Source organism: uncultured Chitinophaga sp., assembly GCF_902168175.1.
In the GTDB taxonomy this organism is placed as follows: domain Bacteria; phylum Bacteroidota; class Bacteroidia; order Chitinophagales; family Chitinophagaceae; genus Chitinophaga.
This window is the reverse complement of the sequence record NZ_CABHOU010000069.1, coordinates 65574-92258: the sequence shown is the minus strand read 5'-3', so window position 1 is coordinate 92258 and position 26685 is coordinate 65574. Positions and strand designations below refer to the sequence as shown.

23 protein-coding genes are annotated in these 26685 nt (G+C 48.6%); 9 read left to right on the top strand and 14 right to left on the bottom strand.

Annotated elements, in window-relative coordinates:
* The first annotated feature begins 29 nt into the window (after nt 1-29).
* Both QZT80_RS14630 and QZT80_RS14625 read left to right on the top strand, forming a co-directional pair.
* The gene (locus QZT80_RS14630; protein WP_295123232.1) at nt 30-602 is read left to right on the top strand and encodes a gluconate 2-dehydrogenase subunit 3 family protein; all 573 of its coding nucleotides are present in this window, start codon (nt 30-32) and stop codon (nt 600-602) included.
* 38 nt (nt 603-640) lie between these two features.
* Nucleotides 641-2338: a GMC family oxidoreductase gene (locus QZT80_RS14625; RefSeq protein WP_295123229.1), complete on the top strand. Its 1698-nt coding sequence runs from the start codon at nt 641-643 to the stop codon at nt 2336-2338.
* Between the two features lie 53 nt (nt 2339-2391).
* Here the strand turns inward: QZT80_RS14625 and QZT80_RS14620 are convergent, their stop codons facing one another.
* From QZT80_RS14620 to QZT80_RS14575, 10 genes are all read right to left on the bottom strand, one after another.
* Nucleotides 2392-3093, bottom strand: a complete 702-nt coding sequence (locus QZT80_RS14620; protein WP_295123227.1) for a hypothetical protein — start codon at nt 3091-3093, stop codon at nt 2392-2394.
* Nucleotides 3094-3380: 287 nt separating this feature from the next.
* Nucleotides 3381-4526, bottom strand: coding sequence for a TlpA disulfide reductase family protein (locus QZT80_RS14615; RefSeq protein WP_295123225.1), 1146 nt, complete (start codon nt 4524-4526; stop codon nt 3381-3383).
* Between the two features lie 11 nt (nt 4527-4537).
* Nucleotides 4538-6094, bottom strand: coding sequence for a PKD-like family lipoprotein (locus tag QZT80_RS14610; protein WP_295123222.1), 1557 nt, complete (start codon nt 6092-6094; stop codon nt 4538-4540).
* Nucleotides 6095-6117: 23 nt separating this feature from the next.
* Nucleotides 6118-6972: a DUF4843 domain-containing protein gene (locus QZT80_RS14605; protein ID WP_295123219.1), complete on the bottom strand. Its 855-nt coding sequence runs from the start codon at nt 6970-6972 to the stop codon at nt 6118-6120.
* Between the two features lie 25 nt (nt 6973-6997).
* Nucleotides 6998-8464, bottom strand: a complete 1467-nt coding sequence (locus QZT80_RS14600) for a RagB/SusD family nutrient uptake outer membrane protein (protein WP_295123216.1) — start codon at nt 8462-8464, stop codon at nt 6998-7000.
* A 24-nt stretch (nt 8465-8488) separates the two neighbouring features.
* Complete coding sequence (locus QZT80_RS14595; protein WP_295123215.1) at nt 8489-11932, bottom strand: SusC/RagA family TonB-linked outer membrane protein; 3444 nt, start codon at nt 11930-11932, stop codon at nt 8489-8491.
* Nucleotides 11933-12063: 131 nt separating this feature from the next.
* Nucleotides 12064-13284, bottom strand: coding sequence for a FecR family protein (locus QZT80_RS14590; protein ID WP_295123212.1), 1221 nt, complete (start codon nt 13282-13284; stop codon nt 12064-12066).
* A gap of 80 nt (nt 13285-13364) precedes the next feature.
* Nucleotides 13365-13934, bottom strand: coding sequence for an RNA polymerase sigma-70 factor (locus tag QZT80_RS14585; RefSeq protein WP_295123209.1), 570 nt, complete (start codon nt 13932-13934; stop codon nt 13365-13367).
* A gap of 188 nt (nt 13935-14122) precedes the next feature.
* Nucleotides 14123-14719 carry an NYN domain-containing protein gene (locus QZT80_RS14580; protein WP_295123206.1) on the bottom strand — a complete coding sequence of 199 codons (597 nt, stop codon included), beginning with the start codon at nt 14717-14719 and terminating at the stop codon, nt 14123-14125.
* Nucleotides 14720-14724: 5 nt separating this feature from the next.
* Nucleotides 14725-14883, bottom strand: coding sequence for an NYN domain-containing protein (locus tag QZT80_RS14575; protein ID WP_295123203.1), 159 nt, complete (start codon nt 14881-14883; stop codon nt 14725-14727).
* A 157-nt stretch (nt 14884-15040) separates the two neighbouring features.
* Here QZT80_RS14575 and QZT80_RS14570 point away from each other — a divergent pair, with 157 nt between their 5' ends.
* Complete coding sequence (locus QZT80_RS14570; protein WP_295123200.1) at nt 15041-16855, top strand: beta-galactosidase family protein; 1815 nt, start codon at nt 15041-15043, stop codon at nt 16853-16855.
* A 386-nt stretch (nt 16856-17241) separates the two neighbouring features.
* On the top strand, nt 17242-17685 hold the full coding sequence (locus QZT80_RS14565; RefSeq protein ID WP_295123197.1) for a CBS domain-containing protein: 444 nt from the start codon (nt 17242-17244) through the stop codon (nt 17683-17685).
* Nucleotides 17686-17721: 36 nt separating this feature from the next.
* Here QZT80_RS14565 and QZT80_RS14560 read toward each other — a convergent pair whose 3' ends face one another.
* On the bottom strand, nt 17722-19008 hold the full coding sequence (locus QZT80_RS14560) for an aspartate kinase (protein ID WP_295123194.1): 1287 nt from the start codon (nt 19006-19008) through the stop codon (nt 17722-17724).
* A 145-nt stretch (nt 19009-19153) separates the two neighbouring features.
* Between QZT80_RS14560 and fbp the strand changes: the two genes are divergently transcribed.
* The 5 genes from fbp to QZT80_RS14535 all read left to right on the top strand — a co-directional run bounded on the left by fbp (nt 19154) and on the right by QZT80_RS14535 (nt 22788).
* Entirely contained in the window at nt 19154-20167 is a 1014-nt protein-coding gene (gene fbp, locus QZT80_RS14555; protein WP_295123191.1) for a class 1 fructose-bisphosphatase, read from the top strand.
* Between the two features lie 67 nt (nt 20168-20234).
* On the top strand, nt 20235-20756 hold the full coding sequence (locus tag QZT80_RS14550; protein WP_295123188.1) for a CAP domain-containing protein: 522 nt from the start codon (nt 20235-20237) through the stop codon (nt 20754-20756).
* A 144-nt stretch (nt 20757-20900) separates the two neighbouring features.
* Nucleotides 20901-21665: an ABC transporter ATP-binding protein gene (locus QZT80_RS14545; protein ID WP_295123185.1), complete on the top strand. Its 765-nt coding sequence runs from the start codon at nt 20901-20903 to the stop codon at nt 21663-21665.
* A 28-nt stretch (nt 21666-21693) separates the two neighbouring features.
* A complete protein-coding gene (locus QZT80_RS14540) occupies nt 21694-22227 on the top strand; it encodes a YfiT family bacillithiol transferase (RefSeq protein WP_295123182.1) in 534 nt (177 codons plus the stop codon).
* A 9-nt stretch (nt 22228-22236) separates the two neighbouring features.
* Nucleotides 22237-22788, top strand: a complete 552-nt coding sequence (locus QZT80_RS14535; RefSeq protein ID WP_295123180.1) for an NUDIX hydrolase — start codon at nt 22237-22239, stop codon at nt 22786-22788.
* Between the two features lie 27 nt (nt 22789-22815).
* Here the strand turns inward: QZT80_RS14535 and QZT80_RS14530 are convergent, their stop codons facing one another.
* The 3 genes from QZT80_RS14530 to QZT80_RS14520 form a co-directional block, all read right to left on the bottom strand.
* Nucleotides 22816-24102, bottom strand: a complete 1287-nt coding sequence (locus QZT80_RS14530) for a folylpolyglutamate synthase/dihydrofolate synthase family protein (RefSeq protein WP_295123177.1) — start codon at nt 24100-24102, stop codon at nt 22816-22818.
* Nucleotides 24103-24121: 19 nt separating this feature from the next.
* Nucleotides 24122-25603, bottom strand: coding sequence for a DUF5723 family protein (locus QZT80_RS14525; protein WP_295123174.1), 1482 nt, complete (start codon nt 25601-25603; stop codon nt 24122-24124).
* Between the two features lie 134 nt (nt 25604-25737).
* Complete coding sequence (locus QZT80_RS14520) at nt 25738-26631, bottom strand: hypothetical protein (RefSeq protein ID WP_295123170.1); 894 nt, start codon at nt 26629-26631, stop codon at nt 25738-25740.
* Between the last annotated feature and the right edge of the window lie 54 nt (nt 26632-26685).

Genomic DNA, 26685 nt, shown 5'->3' with positions numbered 1-26685 from the left:
GAGTTCAAGGTCAAATCAATTTTATTATTATGAACAGAAGAGATGCCCTCAAGAATGTGGCCGTCATCATGGGTACAGCCATTTCTGCTTCCACGTTGGCCGCCCTTAATGGTTGTAATACCGCAGGGCCTAAAAACTATACGCTGCAGATGCCTGAAACCAAAGCCCTGCTTGCGGAAATAGCGGAAACCATCATCCCCGAAACCAGTACTCCAGGCGCGAAGGCCGCAAAAGTAGAGGAGTTCATTCTTACAATGATGAATGATTGTTATGATGAAAAGTCGCAGAAGATTTTTGTGGAAGGATTGAAAAACATCAATGACAAATCCAACGAAAAGTATAAAGCCGCTTTTACCAACATCACTCCCGAACAACGTACAGAGTTGCTGACTGAGATAGATAAGGAACGTGTAGCGTATAACAAACGCGAAAACAAAAAAGACGGCGATGGTCCTCACTATTTCCAGCTAATGAAGGAACTTACCCTCACCGGTTACTTTACGTCAGAACCCGGCGCTACCAAAGCGCTTCGTTACATTAAAATTCCAGCCAAATACGAAGGTTGTGTGCCTTACAAAAAAGGCGATAAGGCCTGGGCTTAAGCAATTATCTGTTTTAACTGATCTGAAAAAATTACGGGATGATAAATCTGAATCTGAAATCCAAAGCGGAAAATACATACGATGCCATCGTTATAGGCTCCGGCGTTAGCGGTGGATGGGCTGCAAAAGAGCTCACCGAAAAAGGACTTAAAGTGTTGATGCTGGATAAGGGCAAGCAACTGGAGCATGGTAAATATGAAACGGCCATGAAAGATCCATGGGAATTTCCTCACCGCGGTCGTATTACGCTCGCCCAAAAAGAAACCCATCCTTACCTGAGCCGCGATTATCCGTACAGTGAACATAATGAAAGCTACTGGATCAACGATTCTAAAAGCCCTTATCTGGAGGAAAAACGCTTCGACTGGTACCGGCCGGATATCGTGGGTGGTAAATCTATTATGTGGGGGCGCCAGAGCTACCGCTGGAGCGATCTGGATTTTGAAGCGAACCTGAAAGATGGTATTGCGGTAGACTGGCCTATCCGTTATGCCGACCTGAAACCCTGGTACGAGTACGTAGAAAAATTCGTTGGTATCAGCGGTCAGGCAGAAGGTTTATCCCAGTTGCCTGACAGCATTTTTATGCCGCCAATGGAACTGAACTGCGTGGAGAAAGACGTGGCAGCTAAGATCAAATCTGGCTTCAATGGCCGTGTTATGACCATCGGCCGTGTGGCGAATATAACGAAACCTTTACCTGGCCGTACCAACTGCCAGTTCCGTAACTTATGTAGCCGTGGATGTCCGTTCGGTGCTTACTTCAGTACGCAATCTTCTACACTGCCGGCAGCTGCCGCTACGGGTAACCTCACACTGCGTCCGGATTCTATCGTAAACTCTATTATTTATGATGAGAAACTAGGCAAAGCTACAGGTGTTAGGGTGATCGATAAGAACACGAAAGAAATGACCGAGTACTATGCGAAGATCTTCTTCGTAAACGGTTCTACACTCGGTTCAACGTTTGTTTTGCTGAACTCTACTTCCAGCCGTTTTCCTAATGGTTTGGGTAACGACAGTGGCTCTTTGGGTAAATACCTGATGGATCACCACTTCCGTAACGGTGCGTCCGGCAGGGCGGAAGGTTATGACGATAAATACTTCTTCGGCAGAAGGGCGAACGGTGTATATGTTCCCCGCTACCGCAACATTGGCAGCGACAAACGCGATTACCTTCGTGGTTTCGGCTACCAGGGTGGCGCCAGCCGTGGCGGATGGGGCAGAGGTATTGCAGAAGTAGGTGTTGGTAAAGATTTTAAAGAAATGCTTACCGAACCAGGTACCTGGTCAATGGGCCTTGGTGGTTTCGGCGAATGCCTGCCTTACGAAGACAACTATGTAACGCTGGATAACTCCACGAAAGATGATTGGGGTCAGCCGGTGCTGAAGTTCCACGCTGAGTTCAAAGAGAACGAAATGAAGATGCGTAAGGATATGATGAACGATGCTGCCGAAATGCTGGAAGCTGCCGGTATCAAAGACGTTAAAACTTACGACAATGGCTCTTATCCTGGTATGGCTATCCACGAAATGGGTACCGCACGTATGGGCCGCGATCCTAAAACATCTGTACTGAACGGTAACAATCAGCTGCATGCTGTAAGTAACGTGTTTGTAACCGATGGCGCGGCTATGACCTCCGCCAGCTGCGTAAACCCGTCGCTCACATACATGGCGCTCACTGCCCGTGCAGCCGACTTTGCCGTTAAAGAACTGAAGAAGAATAATTTATAACGATAGAAGGGCTGACCAGCACTTGGTCAGCCCTTGCTTTAATAAGCTGCTATTTAGTCAATTGGAGGAAATAGTGGTATAGAGCCGGCTGAGAAGTTGTCTGTTACGCTTATAGATGTGTTTGAACCCGAAACCATTGGAAATCCTCCGATTGTCCAGGTTTTTTGTTCGTGCAGCATTCCTGACCAGCGTAAATTGACCGTTGCCCCCATATTTTGAATAACAGATGATGAGTTTTTGTCGTTGAGGCTATATGTGACAACCTGATTCGCCCCCGGAATGCCAAGCGTATAAGTTGTAATTGAAAGCGCCGACGTCATACTTCCAACCGAAGTAATTTGATTATACAGCGAACCTCCAGAAAGTATGGTACTAAACGATATTTGAGCCGTACCTATCAGTTGAGTGTAAGTAGCAGGAATTGGTGCTGACTTGTGATAATAATATATTCCCGAAGCAGTTTTGGCAGTTGTAACGTTTCCGTCATTAGATGCAATACTACTAACGTCCAGGTTAATCGTATCTGGTTTGGCGCGAAAATATGCCCTTACGTCCTCAATATTTTCCTCTTTTATTCCCTTATCTATGTTTTCTAATGGTAACGGCGTAAATGTGACGTTGGGAAACTCTTTTCTAAGTTGAGATATTAACGTTTTCTGCTGTTCGGACAAGTTTCGTGTCGACGACTCTTTAGTACAACTTGACAGCATGCTTATTAAAGTACATACAAGTACTAAGTGGATTGAACCTTTCATTTTAGGGTAGATTTGGGTTATAGATTTAATGTTAACTCGGGATTATAATTATAGACACTATTTGCGGGTATAGACACTATTTGCAGGGTTCACACAACAAATATATAAAAAAAAGCAGCTCGTAGCATTTTATATCGCTAATGCCAGTATTCAGGAGACCGTATTTTTGTCAAGTGCACTCAGAGATTTTAATAAAAGAAAAAAAGGAGCCATTGCTCCCCTTTTTCTTTTACATGGTGGCTTTGCGGCATATACGTTCAACGAGAACATCTGGCAGTAAATTCCATTTATAATATCTCTTCCAGCTTTTTCATCAACTCATCGCCCCTCAAATAAGTGGCAATGATCTTACCCTTCGGGTCGATCAGGAAGTTCATGGGAATGCTGGTAATGCCGTACATTTTCGTTACATGATCGCGCTCCTCCACGGTTAAAGGTGATGTTTGTATCCACGGGAGGCCGTCTTTCTGAATCGCGTCTACCCATGATTTGCGATCGCCGGGCCTTTCCAGCGATACGCCAATCACTTCAAACCCTTTGTCCTTAAAACGTGCATACGCCTTCTTTACAGCCGGGTTTTCCGCACGGCATGGCATACACCACGATGCCCAGAAATCAAGCAATACGTACTTGCCCTGGTACTTCGACAGCGTTACCGGGTTGCCAAGGGTATCGTTCAGGGTAAAGTCCAGTGAAGGGTTGCCCGGACCGAGTTTAAAGGCGGTGCTGATTTGCTCAGACAACTGCCTGCCAATTGCTGTAGCTTTCAGCGGTGCGGCCAACGACTTGTACCATGCCTGCATCTTTTCTTTTTCCTTCGTCAGCGTAATGGCATTTACCCTTTGACGGATCAGTTCCAATGTTACATGTGAGGCCGTATGGGTAGTGAGGTAGGCTACTTCCACACTGTCTATTTGTTGTTTGATACCGTCTTTAAGCGCATTTAATTTGCGTACGTTGGCGGTATCGCGGGCGATAGCTGATTTCAGTATTTCGTCGAAGTTTTTGGTCTGCCTGTCCTCAAAAGACTTCAACTGCTTTTTAAGCGCCAGGTAATCCTGCTGCGAACCACCGGGCGATTTTACCACGGCCTGCGCCAATGTTTTGCCCGTCAGTGTAATCTCTCCGCCTTCCATGAAAAAGGCGCAGCTCTCGCCGGTAACCCAGGGATTCACTTTACGCGCTGCTGCTGTGGTAGACGTGCTGAGCGAGGCCAGCGCAGGATCTGCGATATTGCCATCGATTACGAATTTGCCATCCTTAATAATGGCCGCCTTGTATACCTTACTTGTTCCTTCGTAATAACCCAGCGTTACCTTTTGCCCGTTGTAGGCCGTGTCCTGCAGGTCGCCCCTGATCTGAAACGCTTTCTGTGCAGAAAGCGCCTGTGAGAAAAGGCAACCGGCGATGAATATTCCAATTGTTTTATGCATGGTCCTTTATTTTAGTTAACAGCTCTCCAGTTCATGTCTTTAATCTTGCTCAACCCGTCCCAGTCTGCGCGGTTAACTGGTGCAATAGTTACGGTGTTAGGATCGGTGCCAACTGTGAAGCGGCGCAGCCTTCCCTTTGTGGTTTCGTTGTAGGTAGCTATGTACAGCGAGTTAGTTGCAAAATCTATCTGTGTATCGAACTTCAACATGGTGATTTCATCTGCTCCTAAATCGGCAAACTGGTAAATCTTCTCCAACCCTTTGTTATAATCATAACCATACAGCCTGTTGCCTACTGCATAGAACACTACGGAACGCCTCGACGAGAAAGCATAAAAGCTGGCTTTATCAAAATCCGTAGCAATAGCGCTCACGGTATACATATCACGCTTGATTGGCGCGGCGCCGGATGCGTAGAATTTGTAGATAAAGAACTTGTTGGCCGCATCTTTCATAATAGCGAAGGAGTTACCATTGGTAGCGCCACCGTCTGTGTTACGGGTGTTTTCTCCATATACCAGCTTACGGCCTGTCGCGCCCTGGTTCCAGGGGAACGCATCTGTTACCAGGTCGTTCAGTTTCAGGGAGTATATACCGACGCCGAAAGTGGAATAGTTCATAAACCGGTCGTTCTCCGTGTCGTACCAAATCACAGAACTCATATTGGCGATGGAATAAAACAGGTATGGTGCTGATTTCAGCAACTTTCCATAGTTGGATTCCTCGCGGTTAACGGGATTAGCGTAAAAGTCGCCTGCAGTGATAAATGTATGCGTAGGAAAGATGTTACCGTCGCTGGTCATCACGGCGCGGGCGTAAGCATTGCCTGTATTGCCTGCCCTGTCTCTTATCTGCGGGGCATAAAGAATGGGCGTTAGGCTTTGTTTGTCCAGCGGATCGCTTAACACCACGATGCGGCCAAACACGTTTTCTTTAACGCCTTTCATGGTTTTACGGTCGAGGTAGTAGGAGCCGCTTTTGGTCATTACCCAAACCCTACCCTTGTTACTGGAAGTATCTTTGTCGCCGTTGTGCATGATCGTTACCGGGTCGGTTAATGCGGGCAGGCCGCTGGCGCTTAGCAAACCTTTTACTACTACGGTATCGTTTACCATCGTAATCATGTCTACTTCGGCATGGCCGTTATCGCTGAGGCCCATCAGCATAAGTCCCATCGAGTACCGTGTACCTACAGTCAGCGTAGCGCTTTTTTGCCAGGTCACGCCTGTTGTGTTGTCCTTGATGCGCAGGAACAGGTTGTATACGTCGGGACTTATGTTTACAGGGTAATCGAGTACAGGGGCTGTTCCCAATGTGTCCAGCGGTGTGTAACCCTTGCATAATACCCAGTTGTATGAGAAGCGGGTAGGATCGCTGCCTGCTTCGGTCATGTTGATCTTGGGCTCGATATGCAGCACGTCCAGCGAAAATATGGCGGAATAACTGCTGGCCATGCCGGTGATGGTGATTTCATTAATATCCTTGTAGTTGTAGTTGCCGGTATCTTTGTAACAACCACTAAAAACACCTGCCAAAGTGGCTATCAGTAATATGCTTAATTTTTTCATGTTGAATGCTTAACTGGTAAAGGTTATTGATAAGGCACACCGATGGTAGAACTCCAGGGCACGGTACCGCACCACATTAATCTGCCATCATCTTCCTTTACAGGTGTACCGGCATTAAACTGGTTCACGAGGTAGCGGGCCATCTCCTGCGAAATAAGGCTCGATAGTACCAGCGACATGGTGACGTCTGAATCAAAGTCCTGGTAGGTAAGGTTGAGCAGCTGGCACATCAGCAGCAGTTTTTTCCTGGAGAACGCGCCCCATAAACCTGTTTCCACTTTAGTGGCTACTACCACAGAACCACGCCATATTGTCGGCTGTACCATCAGGTCGCTTACGTTGATGGTGTGCAGGGTAGCATCAAAAGCGGTATCGGAGCCAAGACTGGTTGTGCCCAGGCCGGGTATCGCTTTCCAGTCGGGGAACGCAAGGCCGAAGTGTTCGTTGGCCACCAGGCGCAGTCCTATCTTTTTATTCTCCGTCAGCATATCCGGCGTACGTTTCAGCGTAACGGGGATATAACCGTAAATCGAATTGGCTGGTACAATGAAGGTGCGTTCTATCGCCTCATAATGCACCTTTTCGACCGCCGTGGTAGAGTCGGGATTGACTTCTACCACGAACGGGCGGTCGTAGGTTTTCATAGGACCGGTAATCATGACGGGGATGCTGATCTTCAGCTCTGTTACGGATGCCGGCTGGCGTACAAATTCAACATTGGTATAGGGACGATAAGGCCAGCTATCGGGAGCTGCGTAATACGGGCCGCTTCTGGCAGCGAAGTAAACGCCCTCCATGCCTTGGTATTCCATCATCTCCTTCGTACAGGAGGGAAGGAGCAGTGCTATCAATATAAATGCTGTTAATCCTCTTAGCATATGAGTATTTTTAATAGTAGAAAGATTAGTTACCTCTCACGGCGACTTCGCTCGGTGGCAGTGGTATGATGTAATTACTCAGCACCATCTGCTTCGTATTGGTCAGGTGCGCGTGGTTCGGCACGGCCGTCATCGCGTTCCTTTTATAGTAAAAGAACATTTGTCCTTCGCCGATTACCTCTTTCCTGAATTCGCTGGTGATGAAAGTTTTAAGCTGTGTGGCGTTCGCCGGTGTAAGGCTCACGCAGTTACGGAAGGTGCGCAACAGGTTCAGATAGCTTGTTCCATCTTCCAGCGTGGGGCTGCATTCCGCTGCAATCAGCAATAACTCGCTTATCCTTATCAGCGGCATCATTGCCGGGGCCGGACTGTTAGTGGTTACGCTGAATTTAACGTGTGTAACGAACGCACCGTTGGTATTCGTCAGCAACAGCCAGGATTTCAGGCGATAATCGTTCTGATCGTCGTAAAGAGCGTTTTTACGCGACTGGTTATCATCATTGTTATTGAAACTTAAACGTACATCTTTCGCCAGGTCGGGGGAGAAGTAAGTCGTGTAAATCAGGTTACGTTCCACTTTGTACAGTGCAAACATTACCTCAGACCTGATCATGTGATCGAAGTCGGCCGGAGTGGCAGTGGGATTGGCAACTCCAAGCTGAAAGATGGGTTTAGCCTGATTCACCGCTGCCGTAAGTACTTCCTGGGCTTCCTGTAAGGCTTTAGGATTGTCCTGCGTCCACAGGTAAGCACGTGCCAGCAATGCCTTTACTGCGTAGTAATTCAGGCGATATTGGCGATACCGGAAGTCGTTGCTGCCATTGGCATTAGCGGAATGACTTACGCCTTCTGTAATAATAGGGTCCGCATCTTTTAACAGGGTAGCAGCCTCAGTCAGATCTGCGATCACTTTTTCCATAATGGCCTCTGAGCTTAGCAGTGCGCTGGATTGAGGACGTGTAACGGTGTTGTAAGGAATGCAGGGAAAGGTTTTGTTCTGTTCTGTCCAGTTAGGTCCGAAAAGGCGCAGCATATCGAAATGCAGCATGGCCCTTAATGCCAGTGCCTCGCCTTTTACAATGCCATAGTAAGGCGCTGGCAAAAGCGGATTTTCCGGCTGCCCGCATCTTTCCAGTATCACGTTACAGTTCACGATCAGTTCATAGGATTTCTTCCACATGTTATCGAAAGCTGTCCTGGTCCTGTCGGTGGTGTAAGCAAAAGTAGTGAAGTCGAAATAGCGATGCGTGCTCGTCGTCATGAAGTAATACTGCGCCAGTACATCCAGCGCCCCTACAGACATTTGTTCGCCGTAGATCGATGGATTGGTGAGTTCTGCGTACACGCCGTTGAGGGCGGTGAGGTAGCCCCGGGTGGTAGAAAACAGTTTGTCTTCCGCCAGGCGGTCGCTCGGTTGTACATCCACCCATTTTTTGCATCCGCTTAGCACGATCGCCAGCATCAGGCAGGTATATAAAAATCTTCTTCTCATTGTTGTCATTTTGGCTGTAATCAATTAAAAGCGCACACCGGCGGAGAACGATACGGACCGGGCAAAAGGATAATCAATACCGCGTTCGTTCTTCACTGTAGAAAGCCTGAAAATATCGTTCATATAGGCCCTGAAGGTGAGGGAAGAAGCACCGATGGATTGAAGCCAGCGTGCCTGTGTAGCCTCATAACCCACAGAAATAGATTCGCCTGCGAGGATATTATTATCCTCTACAAACCTTGAAGACATTGGGTTGGAGCGTACTTCAGTAATCGCTTTGAACCGCGCCTGGTCGCCAGGCTTTTGCCAGCGCTCTGTCAGTGCGCGACGGTCCTGGTTCAGGCCCAGGTTTTGGTAAGGAATGTTCTCTACTTTATCATACAGTGTCTGCATGAAGATTTGACCTCCATAACGATAACGGATCGCAATGTTGGCGCTGAAGCCTTTGTACGACATCATGGTACCCATAATACCTTCTACTTTAGGGTCGCTGTTACCTACCACTTTTTCATCCGAGTAGTTATGTATGAAGGTGTGGTTGCCGTTTTTATCCAGGAACATTTCACGGCCGGTAGCCGGGTCGATGCCCAGGGAACGTACTGCCCACAGGTCGGAAGGGCTGGCGCCATCGTAGTAACGCACCATGTTTACACCTTTATTTTTCTCATTAAAGTTCGATAACGCATTACCGAAGTTCATGTACTTAGATTTCAGGTGACGGGCGTTCAGGTTAAGTATCCAGGTGAAACCTTTGCGCTGTATGGCGGTGTAGTTGGTCGTGAGTGTAAAACCTTTCTGCTCCTGGCCACCGAAATTATCAGTAGTAGTGGTAGAACCGGAAGAGGAAGGTAATTGCACGAACACCAGCAATGGATCGGTGGTTTTGAGGAAGTAGTCGGCCGTTACACGCAAGCGGTTCTTGAATACCTGTACATCCATACCCAGGTTGCGGTCCAGCGTTTTCTGCCATTTCAGCGACGGGTTACCATGGTTGTTCACAATTACGCTGGGGCCGAAAGGATTCGGATTGGCGTTGTTGTAACCATACACCCTCATCGAGATGTAATCACTGAAGTTCTGGTTACCCGGGTTGCCGACAGATGCGCGTAAACGCAGGCTGTTCAGCCACGTGTCTGTATAATCTTGTAGAAATGCCTCTTTGTGGATGTTCCAGGCAAAACCTGTAGACCAGATGTTGGTGAACTGACGGTTAGCGCCGAATACAGATGCACCGTCAGAACGTAAGGTTGCGTCCAGCAGGAAACGTTCGTCAAAAGCATAACCTGTATTCAGGAAGTAGCTCGCACTGCGGCGTACCGACTGGCGGTAAGTGGCCCTGCTGCCTTCCATATAACCAAACCCAAAGGAGGCATTAGGAAATTCGTCGCTCACAAACCCGGATACGGCAAAGCCGCTGGCATCTGCAGACACCTGATTCAGGCGCATACCCGCCACTACGTTCAGCATGTGTTTTTCTGCGAACAGCTTTCCGTAGGTCAGGCTCAGATCGCCATCATAGTTCAGTTGGCGGTTGTTGGTTTCTGTGTAACGGCCCTGCAGCAAAGGATCTATCTGGGCAAATTCAGAGTTAAACGGTGATCTGAAAACTTCGTCTGTGGTAGCGGTCCGCATAACGCCGGCACGTACCCTGGCACGCAGTTCATCCATCAAACGCCACTCGATCTCCAGGTTATTGGTAAAGCCCTGTGAGGATGACTTGTTCACGTTGTTGTTATGCAGGTCGTACACCGGGTTGTAATAGGTTTCTGTTTGCACAGCGGTCGTTAACCCTCCATAAACGAACGATGCCAGCACCTTATCGATGCCGCCGGTTGAATTATATTTCCTGAAATAAGGGTTTGCCCTGGAGAACTCAGAGAAAGCGATCGATTCTCTCGTAGCGTTTACCAGGTCAATGCTCAGGGAGTTGGATACAGACAGGCGGTCTTTACGGTAAATGAGGCGTACATTCCCATTCGTGAGGTTACGGTTCGACTCTTTCATCACGCCCTGGTTTTGTCCGTAGCTGATGGACGCGGCATAGCGCAGGTTGTTATCGCCACCTTCTGCGATCAGGGTGTGCCTGTGATTAATACCAAAACGCAACGGCTCGTTCATCCAGTACGAGTTAACGCCGCGCTGCACTTCTGCCAGCCTGGTGTTGTATCTTGTTTCGCCCTCCTCGGTAGCAAATCTGCCTGTGATGTTGTTATAAGATCCCAGGAAACTGGTCATCTTTTCAAACTCCAGTTTTTCCGCAGCGCTCATCAGGTTGTAGTCTGACAGGTCGGCGAAGTTAAAGGAGGTGTTCACATTATAGTTGATGCGCAGTTTGCCTGGCATGGGTCTTTTTGTTTCGATCACTACTACACCGTTCGCCGCCTTTGATCCGTAGATGGCAGTAGCGGCAGCATCTTTCAGCAGGGTAATGCTCTCAATACGGTCCATCGTAAAGTCGCTGATGATCTGTAAGGTGGTTTCAAAACCATCGAGGATAAACAGCGGCTGGTTAGGATTGGTACCATATTGCTCTGTAAGACCGATCACGCTGCTTTTACCCCTGATCTCCACGTCTGGTAAACGGTTTGGGTCGGAACCAAACATGGTGTTCTCCACAATCGCAAAGGCCGGGTCCAGCGTTTTTAACGCCTGCAACGGACTTTGGTTGCCAACCATCTTGAGTTCATTTACGGTGTAAGTGGCAGCAGAGCCGGTAAAGCTTTCTTTTTTACGTTGATAGATACCCGTTACCACATGATCTTTGATCGCTGTAACGGCCAGTGCCAGCTTTACAGAAAGCTGTTCGCCCACCTGCGCCCTCACTTCTGCCGGCTGAAAACCAATGGCTGAAATAACAAGTACCTGGCCTTGGGGCGCCTTCATGTGGAAGATACCCTTTGGATCGGTAATACCCCCGATGCGGCCACCTTTCACCTGCACGCTCACGCCCGGAATAGGTTCCCCGTTTTCTGTAGTTACGATCCCCGATACATTAATCAGCGAATCCCCGGCCAGCGTTGTTCTGGCTGGTGCCGGACTGGGTTTGCGCGACAGTGTGATCGTTTTTCCTTCCAGGCGATAGTTCAGCGATTGTTCGTTTAGTACCGCCGGTAAAAACTGGTTAAGCGGCATGTCTTTCGCCGTGATTGTTACTGGCTTTGAATTGGCGAGCAACTCCCTGTTGTAGAAAAATACAAGCCCTGTTTGTTTCTCTACGGCTGTTAACACCTTTTCCAGTGGAAGTGCTTTGGCAGACAATGTTACTTTCTGCGCATAGGTGTTTGCTGAAATGGTGAGTGTGGCAGCAAGGAATAGAAACATTAATATTCTCATGGCTGGGCTCTGCGATGCAGGAGCGTCCTGTTTGCCCGGATCTCCGGCGCCATTCGGCGTACGTTTGATAAGGCGGCGCGGAACAACTGTTCTGAATGGCGCGTGCCACAGGCTGCGAAAAGCAGTTTTGGACATACTTTGGTTGCTGTTTGATTGGTTGAAAAATGCTTACACTACTGTCTATACTTGCCTGGCTATCTTATAAAGTTGTTGGCAATTGAGCCAGGCTTCAATGTTTGGTTATGCACGTTTAATATTCATCTGTTTTATGGCATTACTATCAGTCGGCGACCCTCTATCCGGAAATTCACTTCCGATTCTTTCAGCGACTGCAATAGCCCTGTCAGGCTTACATCGTTACTTAACTTACCGCCGAACCTGATGTCAGGAACTGTATTTTCATATACTACTTCAATATCGTACCAGCGTGCTACCTGTCGCATCACTTCCTCTAAACTGGAATTATTAAAATTGAAGATGCCACTCTTCCAGGCCACGGCTTTATCTACGTCTGCACGATTTACCACCCTGATGGCGTCTTTTGCCTCATCGGTAATATGTGCCTGCTGGCCGGGTTGTAACACCACGAATGCACCGTCTTTAGCAGGTCCGCCCGCAAACACCTTCACGCTGCCGTCTACTAATGTTGTTTTGATATTCGCTTCGTTGTCGTAAGCATTTACGTTGAAGCTGGTGCCCAGCACCTGGATGTGCGCGCGGTTATCTATATCTATTATAAATGGCTGGTTGGCATTTTGGGCCACTTCAAAATACACTTCACCTGTTACGGCCACTTCACGTGTTTTGCCGGAAAAGGCTGTTGGGTACCTCAGTGAGCTAGCAGCATTCAGCCATACTTTGGTGCCATCGGGCAGTACCAGCTGGAACTGCCTGCCATTGGGTGTAACGAGGTTGTTGTAAACTACTGCCGCAGCACCGGCACCCGCATTATCATAGGCCAGCTCCCCGTTTTTCAGCGTAAGCTGTGTGCCGTTCTGCGTGCCGATAACGCCGTTGCCCATGCTGTCGAGCACTACCTGGCTGCCGTCGGCAAGGGTAAGTACAGCCCCGGTTTTGCCGGGAAGTATATCGGTTTGAGTTTTAACGATGGATGTGGGAGTACTGACGGTTTTTTCCTTGGTCAGTAAAAGGTATCCGCCGGTGGCGGCCACCAGTAGTGCTACAGATGCTGCTGCCCAAACCCAGCGGCGTACCGGCTGTATCCTGCGCACTGGTGTTACAGGCGCTTCGGTTCCGATGCGCTGGCGGATCTTTGACAGGATAATACCCTCATTGTCTTCCAGCTCTTCTATATGATAGGCGAGCAACTGCTGCCGCAATTGTTCCTCGTCATCAACAGATTCAAAAAGACGCTGGTTCCGGTTTGATTCCGAAATCCATTCGTCCAGCTGTTGTTGCTCGTGTTCAGTAAGGTTGCCCTGCAGGTGTTTCAGCAGTAGTTCAGTAAGGTTGGCTACGGTCATCATCGCATACACTACAATCGAACGAGCCGAATCAACTGGTCGGAATCAAACTTTTTTTAAAATTATTTCTGAATGCCTCCTTTTTAGAACAGATCCGGGCGATCGCGGAGTAATATGAGGGTTACGGCCATCAGGCTTTCACCAAGAGCAAGTTGTAATAGTTTAACGGCGCTAACACGATGATTGGTAACGGTTTGTGCCTTTATTTGCAGCAGTTCCGCTATTTCTGCCGGTTTAAGGCCGTCGCGGTAGGAGAGCAGGAACACCTCCCGCATACGGGTGGGCAGCTTGTTTATTTCCGCATAAATGCGGCTAACCAGTTGAACCCTCACCTGTTCTTCAAAAAATCCATCGTGTTCCCGGTCTGTTAACAGGCGCAGCAGGTTCTGCTGATGGCTGGCCTTCATTTTCCTGTGTTTCAGCAGGTTGAAGCACTTATTGCGTACAGTAACATACAGAAAGGCAGAGATGGCATCGAGGGTGTCGAAAGTTTCTTGCTGTTGCCAGAGTTGTACAAATGTTTCGGCCGTCAGGTCGCGCGCATCCTCTGTTTCATCTACAAATTTCCTGGCAAACCAGTACACCCGCCGGTACAGGTGTTTATACAACGCCGTAAACGCCTCCTCACTTCCGGCGCGAAACTGTTGTATCAAAACAACCTCATCCTGTATGTTATGCTCTGATGACGTCAAAATATGCGGAAAGTTCCCCTAGACTGGGTTGATACCGGCAAAAATAGCATAATAACCGCGTCCTTGCAAGCGCGGCCGTTCGCGCCGCCCGGCAGGCCCCTGTGAGCAATGAAGACCCGGCAAAGCATGTTGTCACCGGATGCTTCCTTCTATGGTTTCAGCCTGATAAACACCAGTTTGTTTTTCTCCTTGTCCGAAAGCCGCTCGTCAGCCTCAAACTTTCCAATGCTTTTAATCAATGGTGCCAGCTTTTTGAAACCATAGTTTCTTGGGTCAAAGTCGCGCTGCTTTTTGAGGATAAGGTTGCCTATATCGCCTAAAAAGGCCCATCCTTCCTCATTTGCCAGGTCGCTTACCGACGATGCGATCAGTGCGATCAATTTTTTATCGATCGTTTTGATTGAACTCTCCGACTTTTTCTCCCGCTTTTTGCCGGGATGCGGTTCTTCTACCACGCTCTCCGCATCTTTATTGCCCAATATTTCTACGTACACAAACTTATCGCAGGCTGATATAAACGGCATCGGTGTTTTCTTTTCTCCCATTCCTATGACCAGCTTGCCCGACTCGCGTAAGCGGATAGCCAGGCGCGTAAAATCGCTGTCGCTGGAAATAATACAGAAACCATCTACATTATCACTGTACAGGATATCCATCGCGTCGATGATCATGGCGCTGTCGGTGGAGTTTTTACCGCTGGTGTAGCTGTACTGCTGCATAGGCGTAATGGCATTCTCAAGCAACACGCCCTTCAGCCTGTAGTATGAGGTTTGGTCCAGTCGCCGTATATACGTTTAAAGGTGGGCGTACCATATTTAGCCAGTTCTTCCAGCACATTACTTACGTTGGCGTACGAAACGTTGTCTGCATCAATGAGTACGGCCAGCCGCAGGTCTCTATTTTTTTCCATGTTTTATCGTTCTTCTTTAAAGTTAATTAGAATTATGGCAAGGGGCGCTGTTAACGTTTTTAATCGTGGGTAAATATTTATCGCCCTCTACTAAAATACTATCATTGTTACAGGCTGTATGCCCTTAGCTTTACGATTCTTAATTATTGTGATCATTATGAGAAAACTACTCTTGTTAAGCGGCCTAGCGTTAAGCCTGTATGTGAACCAGGTGTCGGCACAGGCCAAACACAGCTTTTCACTGGCACCGTCGTCCTTTATGCTGGATGGTAAACCGTTCCACATGATTAGCGGCGAAATGCATCCCGCCCGCATTCCTAAAGAATACTGGCGCCATCGTATACAGATGGCCAAAGCGATGGGCTGTAATACCATTGCAGCTTATGTTTTCTGGAATTACCTGGAAACAAACGAAGGTGAATTTGACTTTGCTTCGGAGAACCGTAACATCGCGGAGTTTATCCGTATCGTTCAGTCGGAAGGTATGCTGGCGGTATTACGCCCGGGCCCTTATGTATGCGGCGAATGGGAGTTTGGCGGTTTGCCGGCTTACCTGCTCCGTACGCCCGATCTGAAAGTGCGCTGCCTCGATCCTGTGTATATGAAAGCGGTTACGCGTTACGTTGAACGCTTGTCGGCCGAGGTAAAACCCTTGCTGGTGACCAATGGCGGCCCTATCGTGATGGTGCAGGTAGAAAATGAATATGGCAGTTATGGTAACGATAAAGAATACCTGTATGCGTTAAAAGCACTGTGGGAAAAGAATGGCATCAACGTTCCTTTCTATACGGCTGATGGTCCCACGGCCTTTATGCTGGAAGCGGGCACTGTGCCTGATGCCGCTATCGGCCTCGATTCCGGTAGCAGTGAGGCAGATTTTGCCGCTGCGAAAAAGCAAAACCCTAATGTACCTGCATTCAGCAGCGAGTCTTACCCGGGCTGGCTTACGCATTGGGGCGAGAAGTATGCGAAGCCGGGTATCACGGGCATAGCGAAGGAAGTGAAGTTCCTGATGGACACTAAACGTTCTTTTAACCTGTACGTGATCCACGGTGGTACTAACTTCGGTTATTGGGCGGGCGCTAATTCCGGCGGTAAAGGTTATGAGCCGGATATTACCAGCTACGACTACGATGCGCCTATCAACGAGCAGGGTGCCGCCACGCCTAAATACGATAGCCTGCGCGCGCTCATTGCTTCTTACCTGCCCAAAGGCAGGAAGTTGCCACCAGTGCCAAAGCCTATTCCCACTACTACTTTCCCGGCTGTAACGCTTACGCCTTTCACCAGTGTATGGCAACATTTGCCAACACCGCAAAAGTCGCCACAGCCTAAAACGTTTGAGGCTTATGGGCAGGATTATGGCTTCATGCTGTACAAAACGGCCCTCATCGGCCACAAAAGCGGTAAGCTGGTTATCACCGACCTGCACGACTATGCCACCATTTACCTCAATGGCAAATACATTGGTAAAATCGACCGCAGGCTGGGGGAGAACAGTATCAACCTGCCGAAAGATAATTTTGTACCTAACCCGGTGCTGGAGATATTCGTAGAAGGCATGGGCCGCATCAACTTTGCCCAGGCCATGATCGACCGTAAAGGTATTACCGACCGCGTAACCCTTAATGGTATGACGCTCATGAACTGGGAAGCCTATGGTTTGCCGATGGACGAAAAGTTCATCAGTACCCTGCAACCGGCTGCGCCCGAAGCAGGTAAACCAGGCCAGTACTTCAAAGCCAGCCTGGAGCTAAAGGCCGCCGCCGATACCTATATCGACATGTCTAATTTCAAAAAAGGCATCGTTTGGATAAATGGCCATAACCTTGGCCGGTACTGGGAAATAGGCCCGCAGAAGAGGCTGTATTGCCCTGCGCCATGGCTGAAGAAAGGCGCCAATGAAATCGTAGTGTTCGACCTGCACCAAACGGAGCCTGCTACCGTTTCGGGTGCAGCGACTATGGATTAGTAACAACAGCATATCGTAAAAGCCGGTCTATAGATGGCCGGCTTTTCTTTTTTGGGACAGGCAACAGGACTACTGGCATCCGCCGTTGTGTCACACCCTTCAGCAACAGTATCCATATTGGGCAAATGCAGGGGGGTACCGTCTGTAAGTGCTTCCTGCTCCGCCCTATTTTCCGGCGACGTCAAAGGCTTTTATCACCGCGCGCACGGTGAGGTCTGTTTTTACCTCGTACTGCCAGTTTATCTGCGCGGCACAACGGCGGCTGAGGTGCATGCCAATGCCTGTTCCATAAAGATTTATTAGTAACCTTAGCTGACCTTGCTTGATTTATCGCGGATAAATTCTTAACTTAATTAGAGTTTTTCACACCTTAAATCAGGCTTGTTATGGGAGCAAGAGTCAGAAACATCCTGCAGGCCAAGGGCCACGCAGTATACTCCATCAGCCCGGACAGTACCGTGTTTGAAGCATTGGAAATGTTAGTCGACCGCAATGTGGGCGCACTATTGGTGATCGATGACGACCGGTTCCTGGGCATTTTTTCCGAACGCGATTACGCACGAAGGGTAATTCTGAAGGGACGCTCGTCCCGTGAAACGCGGATTAGTGAAATTATGACAGAACACCCCATTACCATGAGCGAAGAAGCCTCTATCGAGGATTGTATGGTGAAAATGACGGATAAACACATCCGGCACTTACCCATTACAGATGCTAACAACCGCCTGGTGGGGGTTATTTCCATCGGCGACGTTGTAAAGTATATCATTGACGAACAGCGCTCTGTCATCCAAAGTCTGGAGGGGTATATTAACGGTACCCACCATTAACAATGCGGGCACGCAGCCCATGCACCATTTTATTTTTTAGATTGTCTGTTCCGATGGCTGTTTCATTAACAGTTGTGTGGTTTGCAGCGCACGCTGCTCCAGCAGGATCGTTTTGCCCTTAGCCAGCTCCTCGAGCAGGCCATTTTTGTTATACCTCACGGTTAACAGCTCCAGGCCTTCGTTATAGGTGATCTTATAGTGATTATGCAGGGTTTTGATCAATTGCTCGATCTTCTCCGGCGTATTGTCGATACAGCAGGAGAAGCTGATCGCCGCATTCTGCATCAGGTTGATCTTGATCTTCAGCGCATGGAAAATATCGTAGATATCGCTGATCTTATCTTCCGTAATAAAACCAAAGTCTTTAGAGGTAATGGTCAGCAACACCTGGTTTTTCTTCAGCACGATCAATGGTGGCAGTTGCGCCACGTCTACATTTTCCTTAATTACGGTACCCGGCAGGTTTTTGTCCAGGAAACATTTTACGTATAGCGGAATATCTTTGTTCTGTAAAGGTTTGATGGTTTTAGGATGGATTACCTGCGCGCCATAATAAGCCATCTCAATTACTTCAGAAAAGCTGATCTCAGGGATGTTGATAGTATTCGGGAATAACTTAGGGTCGGCGTTTTTAAGGCCTTCTACATCTTTCCAGATGGTTTGACTTTCGGCATCGAGCAGGTTGGCGAATACGGCGGCGGAGAAGTCGCTGCCCTCGCGGCCCAGTGTTACGCTTTCGTTCTGGTCGGTACTACCTATAAAACCCTGTGTGATAATTACATTCGTCGTATTAAAAAGTGGTTTAACCTTCTCGTTCACATTACGCTGGGTTACCTCCCAGTCGATATTAGCATCGCGGAAGGTACTGTCGGTACGGAATACGTCGCGTACATCCAGCCAGACGTTGTTAAGGCCGGCCTGGTTGAAGTAGGCGCTAACAATGGCGGTAGACAGCAGTTCGCCTAAACCCACCAGTTGATCATAGTAGTAATCGTAGGGGCGGAGGGGCTTTTCGCCCAGCGTCCATTCCGCTTCGGTAAAAAACTCCTGTAACTGGCCAAATAGGGCATTGGTCTTGTTACCGAGCAATTGCTCGGCAATCAGCAGGTGTTGCTGCTCGATATTAAAAAGTAACTGGGCGGCAATCTCCCTTTTGCGCATATAAAAGTGCTGCGCAACCTTCTCTAAATCGTTCGTGGTTTTACCCATGGCAGAAATAACGATCAGGATTTTGTCTTCCGGGAACGATTGCACGATTTCGCCAACGTGTTTTATGCGTTCAATACTTTCTAAACTTGCACCGCCAAATTTGAAAACCTTCATATACAGGATGATCTTCTGTTAAAAAAATGTCCGGCAAAGTACGGCAACTTTAGATTAGTTTAAAAATCTCATTTGCAAGAAATGACAGCCACGTTAAAAAACAGTTCATTTAGGTTAATTTGCGGGTCTCCCAAAACAATCATGAATGAATAGTACGAACAACCAAAAAGTAATGACGCTCGATGAATTCACTATCCAGGAGCTACGAAACTTCCCAGGCGCTACAGGACAATTATCAGGTTTATTGCGGGATATAGGGCTTGCTGCCAAACGTGTGAACGTAGAGGTAAACAAGGCCGGTATTGCAGATATCCTTGGCGAAGCTGGTAAAACCAATGTACAGGGCGAGTCGGTAAAAAAGCTCGATGAGTTTGCGAACGACCAGTTCATTAACTCCCTGCGTCACAGTATTTACTGCTGTGGCGTGGCTTCTGAAGAGAACGAAGAGTTCATCCCTTTTACCGATGAGCATTCCATGAATTCGAAGTACGTAGTGCTGATCGACCCGCTGGATGGCTCTGGTAACATTGATGTAAATGTATCGATCGGTACCATTTTCTCCGTTTACCGCCGCCTCACGCCTAATGGGTCGCCCTGCGATCTCAACGACTTCCTGCAATCGGGCACCCAGCAAATAGCGGCCGGTTACATCATTTATGGCTCCTCTACCATGCTGGTATATGCTACCCGCCGTAGTGTGCAGGGCTTTACGCTCGACCCGTCCATAGGGGAGTTTTGCCTTTCCCATGCTAACCTGCAGATACCCGACGATAGCGACATTTTCTCCGTAAACGTTGGTTATTACCATCTTTATGAAGAAAAGGTACGTAAGGTGATCGACCATTTTATGGCGAAAAACGAGCAGGAAAAGATATACAGGCATCGCTTCGTAGGCTGTATGGTGGCCGAAATTCACCGTACGCTTATACAGGGAGGCGTGTTCTTTTACCCCGCTTTCGGTAAGTACAAAAACGGGCGCTTACGGCTGTGTTATGAATGTAACCCCATGTCGTTCCTGGTTGAAAAGGCAGGCGGTATGGCGTTAATGGACGGCGGTACGCGTTTGCTGGACGTAAAACCTGAGCAGCTTCATCAGCGTATTCCCGTGTTCCTGGGCTCTAAGCGCCTGATGGAACAACTCCAGACGATACTATCTTAAATATGGCATACTTTTTTCTTTATCAGTACTGATAACAATATTTGTTTTTCTAATACGTTTAGGATACATGTCACTGAAGAGAAAAATTTTCGTACTATCATTTGCAGCGCTGGCCACTATCCAGGTAACAGCCTGCGGCCGAAACACCGTTCCATCCGACAGCACTGCCACAACTGCCCCGAAAGGGAATATGGAAGAGGATATCCTTTTTTACGTAAACAAGTACCGTAAGTCTAAAAACCTCGGACCGCTGGAGCTTAGCGAAACCGTAAGCCAGCAGGCCAGGGAACATAGCAAAAACATGGCTAAAGGCCGTACAGGCTTCGGTCACCAGGGTTTTGAAGAAAGGGTTGACGATATTTCCAAAAAGATGGGTACTGTTAGAGCCGCTGCCGAAAACGTAGCTTATGGTAACCTTGATGCGCAAGCCGTGGTAAAAGGCTGGATTAACAGTCCCGGCCACCGTAAAAACCTGGAAGGTAATTACAACCTGATAGGCATTGGTACGGCGGATAAGGGTAATATCACCTTCTTTACACAGATTTTCATCAACAAACCCGCGGCTGCGGCCCCGGCGAGTAAGAAGTAGTTAAAATCATTATTATAGAAAAGCAGCCGGTATCCGCCGTGCTGCTTTTCGCATTTTAGGGAAGATGCGGCGTATATACTGACAGCCTAACATACACACCCTCATTTTCCCCTCCCCAAACAGATTTTATTGTAATTTGGCGCCATGGAAAAAAGGAAGATGATTGCTGTAAAAAACCTCGTAAAACAATACGGCGATTTTACAGCGGTGAACGGGATCAGTTTTGATGTGTTTGAAGGAGAGATATTCGGTCTGCTGGGGCCTAACGGCGCCGGTAAATCTACCACGCTCGAAATCATTGAAACCCTGCGTCCTAAAACCTCCGGTGAGGTATGGGTGGATGGGCTCAACCTGGACGAGCAGCCTGAAACCATCAAAAAAGTGATCGGTGTACAGCTGCAATCTTCCGGTTATTACCCCGGCCTCAACCTGACAGAACTGATCAAACTGTTCGGCGGACTGTATAACCAGCCCGTTGATCCTAAGGCGCTGCTCAAACTCTTTAACCTGGAAGATAAAGCCGGCGCTAAGTATAAAGCCCTTTCCGGAGGCCAGAAGCAACGTTTTTCCATCGCCACCACCCTCATTAACAAACCAAAGATCATTTTCCTGGACGAGCCTACAACTGGTCTTGACCCGCAGGCCAGGCGCAACCTCTGGGAACTGATTCAGCAGGTACGTAACCAGGGCACCACCGTGGTCATCACCACCCACTACATGGATGAAGCGGAGTTCCTCTGCGACCGCTGCGCCATCATCGACAGCGGTAAGATCATCGCCATCGATACACCAGATGCGCTGATCGATAACCTGGTAGCATCCGGGTTTGAAAGGAACAAAGAAGTGAAGAAGGCCAACCTGGAGGATGTGTTTATCCACCTGACCGGCAGGGACCTGAGAGAAGATTAGTTAAACTCCCTTATAAAACACAAAGACTATGGACCTGGAATCCCTTAAGTATCCCATTGGCCGGTTCAAAGTGCCGGACACGGTAACAGACAAAGACAGGATCCGCTACATTAACGACATCAGGCAGTTACCCACCCTGATAGAAATAGCGGTGCAGAACCTCGATGCCCATCAGCTCCAAACCCCTTACCGCCCCGGCGGCTGGACGGTAGCGCAGGTAGTGCATCACCTGGCCGACAGTCATACGAATGCGGTGACGAGGTTTAAGCTGGCGCTTACGGAAGATAAGCCGGTGATAAAGCCGTACGACGAGGCTGCGTGGGCTGAATTGCCTGACGTACTGCGCACGCCCATCAACATGTCCGTTACCTTATTGCATGCCCTGCACACCCGCTGGGCCAATTTACTGGAAGCACTAACGGATGAACAACTCGAACGCAGTTTCATACATCCGCAACATAACATTACCTTTAAGCTGCGTGACTCACTGGCCAACTATAGCTGGCACGGGCGTCACCATCTTACCCATATCGTTCATCTTAAAGAAAGCAAAGGCTGGTAGCAGATTATTATGAAGTGGAAACTACTGAACTCCGAATACTTACACAAAGAACCCTGGCTTACCGTTCGTAAAGACAAAGCGGAAACCCCTGACGGCAAAATCGTAGACGCTTATTATGTGCATGAATACCCCGATTGGGTGAATGCCGTAGCGCTTACTGAAGATGGTAAGATCATTATGGTAAAGCAATACCGCCACGCCATAGGCCGCACCCTCATCGAAATACCAGGTGGCACGCTGGACGATACCGATCCTGATCCTGAATTCGGGATGCGCAGGGAACTGCTGGAGGAAACGGGGTATGCCTTTGATAACATGATCAGTATGGGCGCCGTTTCGGCTAATCCATCCACTAATACCAACCTTACCCACATGTTCCTGGCAACAGGCGGTAAAAAGGTGCAGGAGCAGCAATTAGATCATAATGAAGATATAGAAGTGATACTGATGACGGTGGGAGAAGTGAAAGCGTTACTGATGGGCAACCAGATCATTCAGAGCTTACATGCTACCTGCCTTTTCTATGCACTGGAAAAGCTGGGCGAAATAAAATTCAAATAGAAAAAGGGGATCGGCTGATCCCCTTTTTTAGAGTACTTCTGCTACGATAAAGAAACTTCCGCAGACTAATATCATATCATCTTCCGACGCATTTTTCTTCGCGGCGGCAAACGCTTCGGCCACAGTAGGGTAGGTAGTGCCACTAAGACCTTTCTCCTGCGCCAGCGCGTACAGTTCCTGCTCATTCATGGCGCGTGGAATCTGCGCTTTGGTAAAGTAGTATTCCGCAAAACCTGGCAACAAAGCCAGCGCCTTACTTACATCTTTATCACTCACAAAACCGGTAACAATGTGCAGCTTTTTATAGTTCACAAGCGTAAGCTGTTGCAGTATTTCCTGCATACCGGCTTCGTTATGCCCTACGTCCAGCACGGTGTACGGATGTTGGGCAATTACATCCCAGCGCCCGCGTATACCTGTGCGCACTTTCACGTTCGACAGGCCTGCGGCCAGCTGTGCATCGCTGATCTGCCAGCCTTGTTTACGCAGTATGTTGGTAGCCGTTAGTACGGACAATAGGTTCTTTTCCTGGTAATGACCGGTAAGGTCGAGTGTAAAGGTTTTGGCCTCTGGATTTACATCTTCGAGTATGTTGAGGGTCAGGCTTTCCTGTGCAGGTTCGCGGCCTACTACGCGCCATTGCTGGTCCGCGAAGTGGATTTCCGCTTTATTACGTTCCGCAGTTTCCAGGAATATATCTTTCACTTCGTCCTGTGTTTCGCCTATCACTACCGGCACACCCAGTTTAATGATGCCTGCTTTCTCAAATGCTATTTTGGGCAAAGTGTCGCCCAGGATGTGCATGTGATCGAAGCTGATATTGGTGATGATGCTCAGTTCGGGGGTGATGATATTGGTGCTGTCCAGCCGCCCGCCCAGCCCCGTTTCAATGATAGCGATATCTACCTTTTCGGCTTTAAAATACTCGAAGGCCATCATCATGGTGAGTTCAAAAAAGGAGGGCTCGATGTCGGTGATGCCGGTCTGCATTCTCGCTACGAAATCCACAACAAATTCTTCGCGGCAGGGCTGCCCGTTTACACGTATGCGCTCACGGAAGTCTTTGAGGTGTGGCGAGGTATACAGGCCGGTTTTGTAACCGGCTTCCTGCAGTACGGCCGCCATCATATGACTTACAGAGCCTTTACCGTTAGTGCCTGCAATATGTATGGATTTAAACTGGTTGTGCGGGTGTTGTAGTATATCTGCCAGGGCCTTCGTGTTGTGAAGGTCCTTTTTGTAAGCCACTGCGCCAATGCGCGTGAACATGGGCAGGTGGTTGTACAGGTATTCGATCGTCTGCTGGTAATTCATCGTTCAGGTATTCAAATGCTCAGGGCATCGGAGGGCAGTCTATGCCAGGTCTTGCTTTTTTGCCGAACCATCCTCCTCCACCTTTATTAAAATGAATGGGAATTAACCGCAAAGCTACAAAAGCATCGGCATGATTGATCTTTTGCCTCATCAGGTTACTGAAAATACTGGCGGAACCTATTACCAGCGGACCTGCGCGCAGCACTACACCTGCATCGGCCTGGCCGAAACGGTTTACCTGTAAGGGCAGGTAAGCGCCGAACATGTTAATATCGTAACGGGGTGTTATCTGGAGTTGTGTAAGGGCGTAAGTTTTGTGATCGTCTTTGGTAAAACTGTTTAAAGCAATGGAAGCGTTGGCCGATACGAAGAAGCGGTCGTTGATATTATAGTCTGCCATCAGGTTAAGGGCTGTAGGCAGGTTCATATAAAATTTATCTTTGGAGGGAACTTCCTGGAAGTAGGTGCCTACACGGTTAAGGTATTGTGATAAGCTTTCGCCGCGTACCTTCCTCAATGCATCTATCGGAAAGTTTTTATTGTCCAGTGCGAGGTCCCGGCTGCTTTCCGACTTCGTGTAACTGATGCCGCCAATATCTGTAATAGAAATGCCGAGGCGTGCTTTGAAATCGTCGGAGTCTGGGTTCCAGGCGCTTTCGTCGTCGTACCTGCTGCCGAAACCGTCGTTATCGGGTCGCCATTCATAAATAAGGCCCAGGTCGAGGGCTACCCCCGGGTTTTTAAACAGTCCTACTGCATTTTGCCAGCCATCGTCTGCATCGTCCAGTTCCTGGTTGTAACCGAAAAACACTTCTCCTTCCACGTCCGCAAAGCGATTATTGATAAGGCGTAATGCGCTGTTACGTTGTGCGCCATATCCGGCACCAAAGCCGCTCAGGAACTTAAGGGTAGCGCCACCTTTCCAGCGGCCGCTAATGTCGTTGCGGATGGTACGTGCATAGGTAAACCCAAACTCGTTCCAGGCGTGTGCGGCGCCAACGCCGTACTTTTCATCTATATTACGGTTAAAGTATTTCGGGTTGTCCGGGAAGTTTTCCGCTAACAGGTTAGCAGTAGAGGTTTCGATGCCACCACCGTTGCCCATGGCCCTGACTCTCCAGCTAAAAGCGACCGACGATTCTGTGTTGATCGAATACAATACGGAAGGCATCATGATATCCACCGAGCCCCAGGCATACTGCTTGTACGTAGCGCCTGTATCCAGGAAGTAATCTTCATCGCGCACAAACTTTTCGGGAGGGGCGAAGAGGCTTGATTTGGCTGCCTTCACATACGTGTTGCCTGCCTTTACATCGAGGCCAATAATGTTAACGTCCCATTTATAACGGGTGCCTGCAGCGGCGGCAGGGTTGGAGCTAATGCCGTGAATACCGGCAAAATGACTGTTTTGATAGCCCGGAAACATCTGCGCGTAGGCATGACTGGTAGCTAACGTAAAGCCGGCAATAGTAAGCAATCTAATCGTGTATCGCAATATCATGGTCCTGTTTAACGGGCGTTCGTCCTATAACGCGAATCTAATATCGCTTATTGGATTGTTTATCCCATGAATGTTGGAGATGCAAAAAACAGGCCCGAAAATGGACATTTATTGCTTAAACAAGTAGCGAAGCACTACTGTCCTTTGAAATAAAAGCGAATTTTACCGAACTGAATTTCCGCCGCTTCGGGATTTGCGTTGTAACGGATTTCTTTTGCTGCGTTAACAGCAATGGTAATAAGTGACTGGTTGTTGAGGGTGGAACCTTTAGGATTGTAGGTGGCAGCCGTAACATTACCCGAACGGTCTACTTTAATATCTACCGCAATATAACCACTTTCCCTGCCGCTGAACGACGGGCTGGGGGCGTGCAACAGGCTGCGGCCCGACAAACGGAGATTAGAGGTGCCTCTTGTATTACCTGTACCACCATCACCATCGTAACCTTTGGCGTTTGGATCGCCATTGATTTTACCACGGTCGCCGGGTTTACCGGTATTGCCTTCACCATTGGAATTATTAGAGCCATTAGCGCCGTTACCGGAGTTAGTGGCGGTAGATGTACCGTTAGAGGTGAATATTGCTTTAGGTTTAGGCGCAGGAGGAGCAGGTGTCGGTTTGGGAGCTTCTACCGGTTTTGGTTTGGCCTTTTCCGGTTTCGGCATAATGGTTTTAGGATGCTCTTTCGGAGGTGCTGGTTTAGGCGGAGTAGGCACCTCGGGGGCGTCTTCTTCGTTTTGAGTGGCCAGTTCCTCTGTATTGCCCTGCTCCGTTGCCTGTGCAACCGGTGCCGACTGCGGCGTTCGTGCAGGTGCCGAAGCAGCAGGAGGGTTCGGGTTCAGTGGTTGTTCATCACCCATACCATCATCTGAAGTACCCAGGTTTACTTCCATCCCCAGTTCCTGGTTTGGAAGCGGCGCAGCAGGATGCGACAATGGAATGAAGAGCAATATGGCCAATATGGCTGCATGCACGACCAACGTCACTATCAATGCTTTTGTTTTCTTCTGTTGCGTTTGTTCCTTCATGATGAATATATTTCACAGCTCCTGCCGGAGGCATCCAAAGTTAGTATTTTTCTT

What these genes read in the sequence shown, in the direction of transcription:
- QZT80_RS14630 (WP_295123232.1), top strand. Translation starts at nt 30, where the DNA reads ATGAACAGAAGAGATGCCCTCAAGAATGTGGCCGTCATCATGGGTACA.
- QZT80_RS14615 (WP_295123225.1), bottom strand. Translation starts at nt 4,526, where the DNA reads ATGCATAAAACAATTGGAATATTCATCGCCGGTTGCCTTTTCTCACAG.
- QZT80_RS14550 (WP_295123188.1), top strand. Translation starts at nt 20,235, where the DNA reads ATGTCACTGAAGAGAAAAATTTTCGTACTATCATTTGCAGCGCTGGCC.
- QZT80_RS14520 (WP_295123170.1), bottom strand. Translation starts at nt 26,631, where the DNA reads ATGAAGGAACAAACGCAACAGAAGAAAACAAAAGCATTGATAGTGACG.
- QZT80_RS14525 (WP_295123174.1), bottom strand. Translation starts at nt 25,603, where the DNA reads ATGATATTGCGATACACGATTAGATTGCTTACTATTGCCGGCTTTACG.
- QZT80_RS14610 (WP_295123222.1), bottom strand. Translation starts at nt 6,094, where the DNA reads ATGAAAAAATTAAGCATATTACTGATAGCCACTTTGGCAGGTGTTTTT.
- QZT80_RS14595 (WP_295123215.1), bottom strand. Translation starts at nt 11,932, where the DNA reads ATGTCCAAAACTGCTTTTCGCAGCCTGTGGCACGCGCCATTCAGAACA.
- fbp (WP_295123191.1), top strand. Translation starts at nt 19,154, where the DNA reads ATGAATAGTACGAACAACCAAAAAGTAATGACGCTCGATGAATTCACT.
- QZT80_RS14600 (WP_295123216.1), bottom strand. Translation starts at nt 8,464, where the DNA reads ATGAGAAGAAGATTTTTATATACCTGCCTGATGCTGGCGATCGTGCTA.
- QZT80_RS14540 (WP_295123182.1), top strand. Translation starts at nt 21,694, where the DNA reads ATGGACCTGGAATCCCTTAAGTATCCCATTGGCCGGTTCAAAGTGCCG.
- QZT80_RS14590 (WP_295123212.1), bottom strand. Translation starts at nt 13,284, where the DNA reads ATGATGACCGTAGCCAACCTTACTGAACTACTGCTGAAACACCTGCAG.
- QZT80_RS14545 (WP_295123185.1), top strand. Translation starts at nt 20,901, where the DNA reads ATGGAAAAAAGGAAGATGATTGCTGTAAAAAACCTCGTAAAACAATAC.
- QZT80_RS14535 (WP_295123180.1), top strand. Translation starts at nt 22,237, where the DNA reads ATGAAGTGGAAACTACTGAACTCCGAATACTTACACAAAGAACCCTGG.
- QZT80_RS14620 (WP_295123227.1), bottom strand. Translation starts at nt 3,093, where the DNA reads ATGAAAGGTTCAATCCACTTAGTACTTGTATGTACTTTAATAAGCATG.
- QZT80_RS14570 (WP_295123200.1), top strand. Translation starts at nt 15,041, where the DNA reads ATGAGAAAACTACTCTTGTTAAGCGGCCTAGCGTTAAGCCTGTATGTG.
- QZT80_RS14560 (WP_295123194.1), bottom strand. Translation starts at nt 19,008, where the DNA reads ATGAAGGTTTTCAAATTTGGCGGTGCAAGTTTAGAAAGTATTGAACGC.
- QZT80_RS14605 (WP_295123219.1), bottom strand. Translation starts at nt 6,972, where the DNA reads ATGCTAAGAGGATTAACAGCATTTATATTGATAGCACTGCTCCTTCCC.
- QZT80_RS14565 (WP_295123197.1), top strand. Translation starts at nt 17,242, where the DNA reads ATGGGAGCAAGAGTCAGAAACATCCTGCAGGCCAAGGGCCACGCAGTA.
- QZT80_RS14530 (WP_295123177.1), bottom strand. Translation starts at nt 24,102, where the DNA reads ATGAATTACCAGCAGACGATCGAATACCTGTACAACCACCTGCCCATG.
- QZT80_RS14625 (WP_295123229.1), top strand. Translation starts at nt 641, where the DNA reads ATGATAAATCTGAATCTGAAATCCAAAGCGGAAAATACATACGATGCC.
- QZT80_RS14575 (WP_295123203.1), bottom strand. Translation starts at nt 14,883, where the DNA reads ATGGAAAAAAATAGAGACCTGCGGCTGGCCGTACTCATTGATGCAGAC.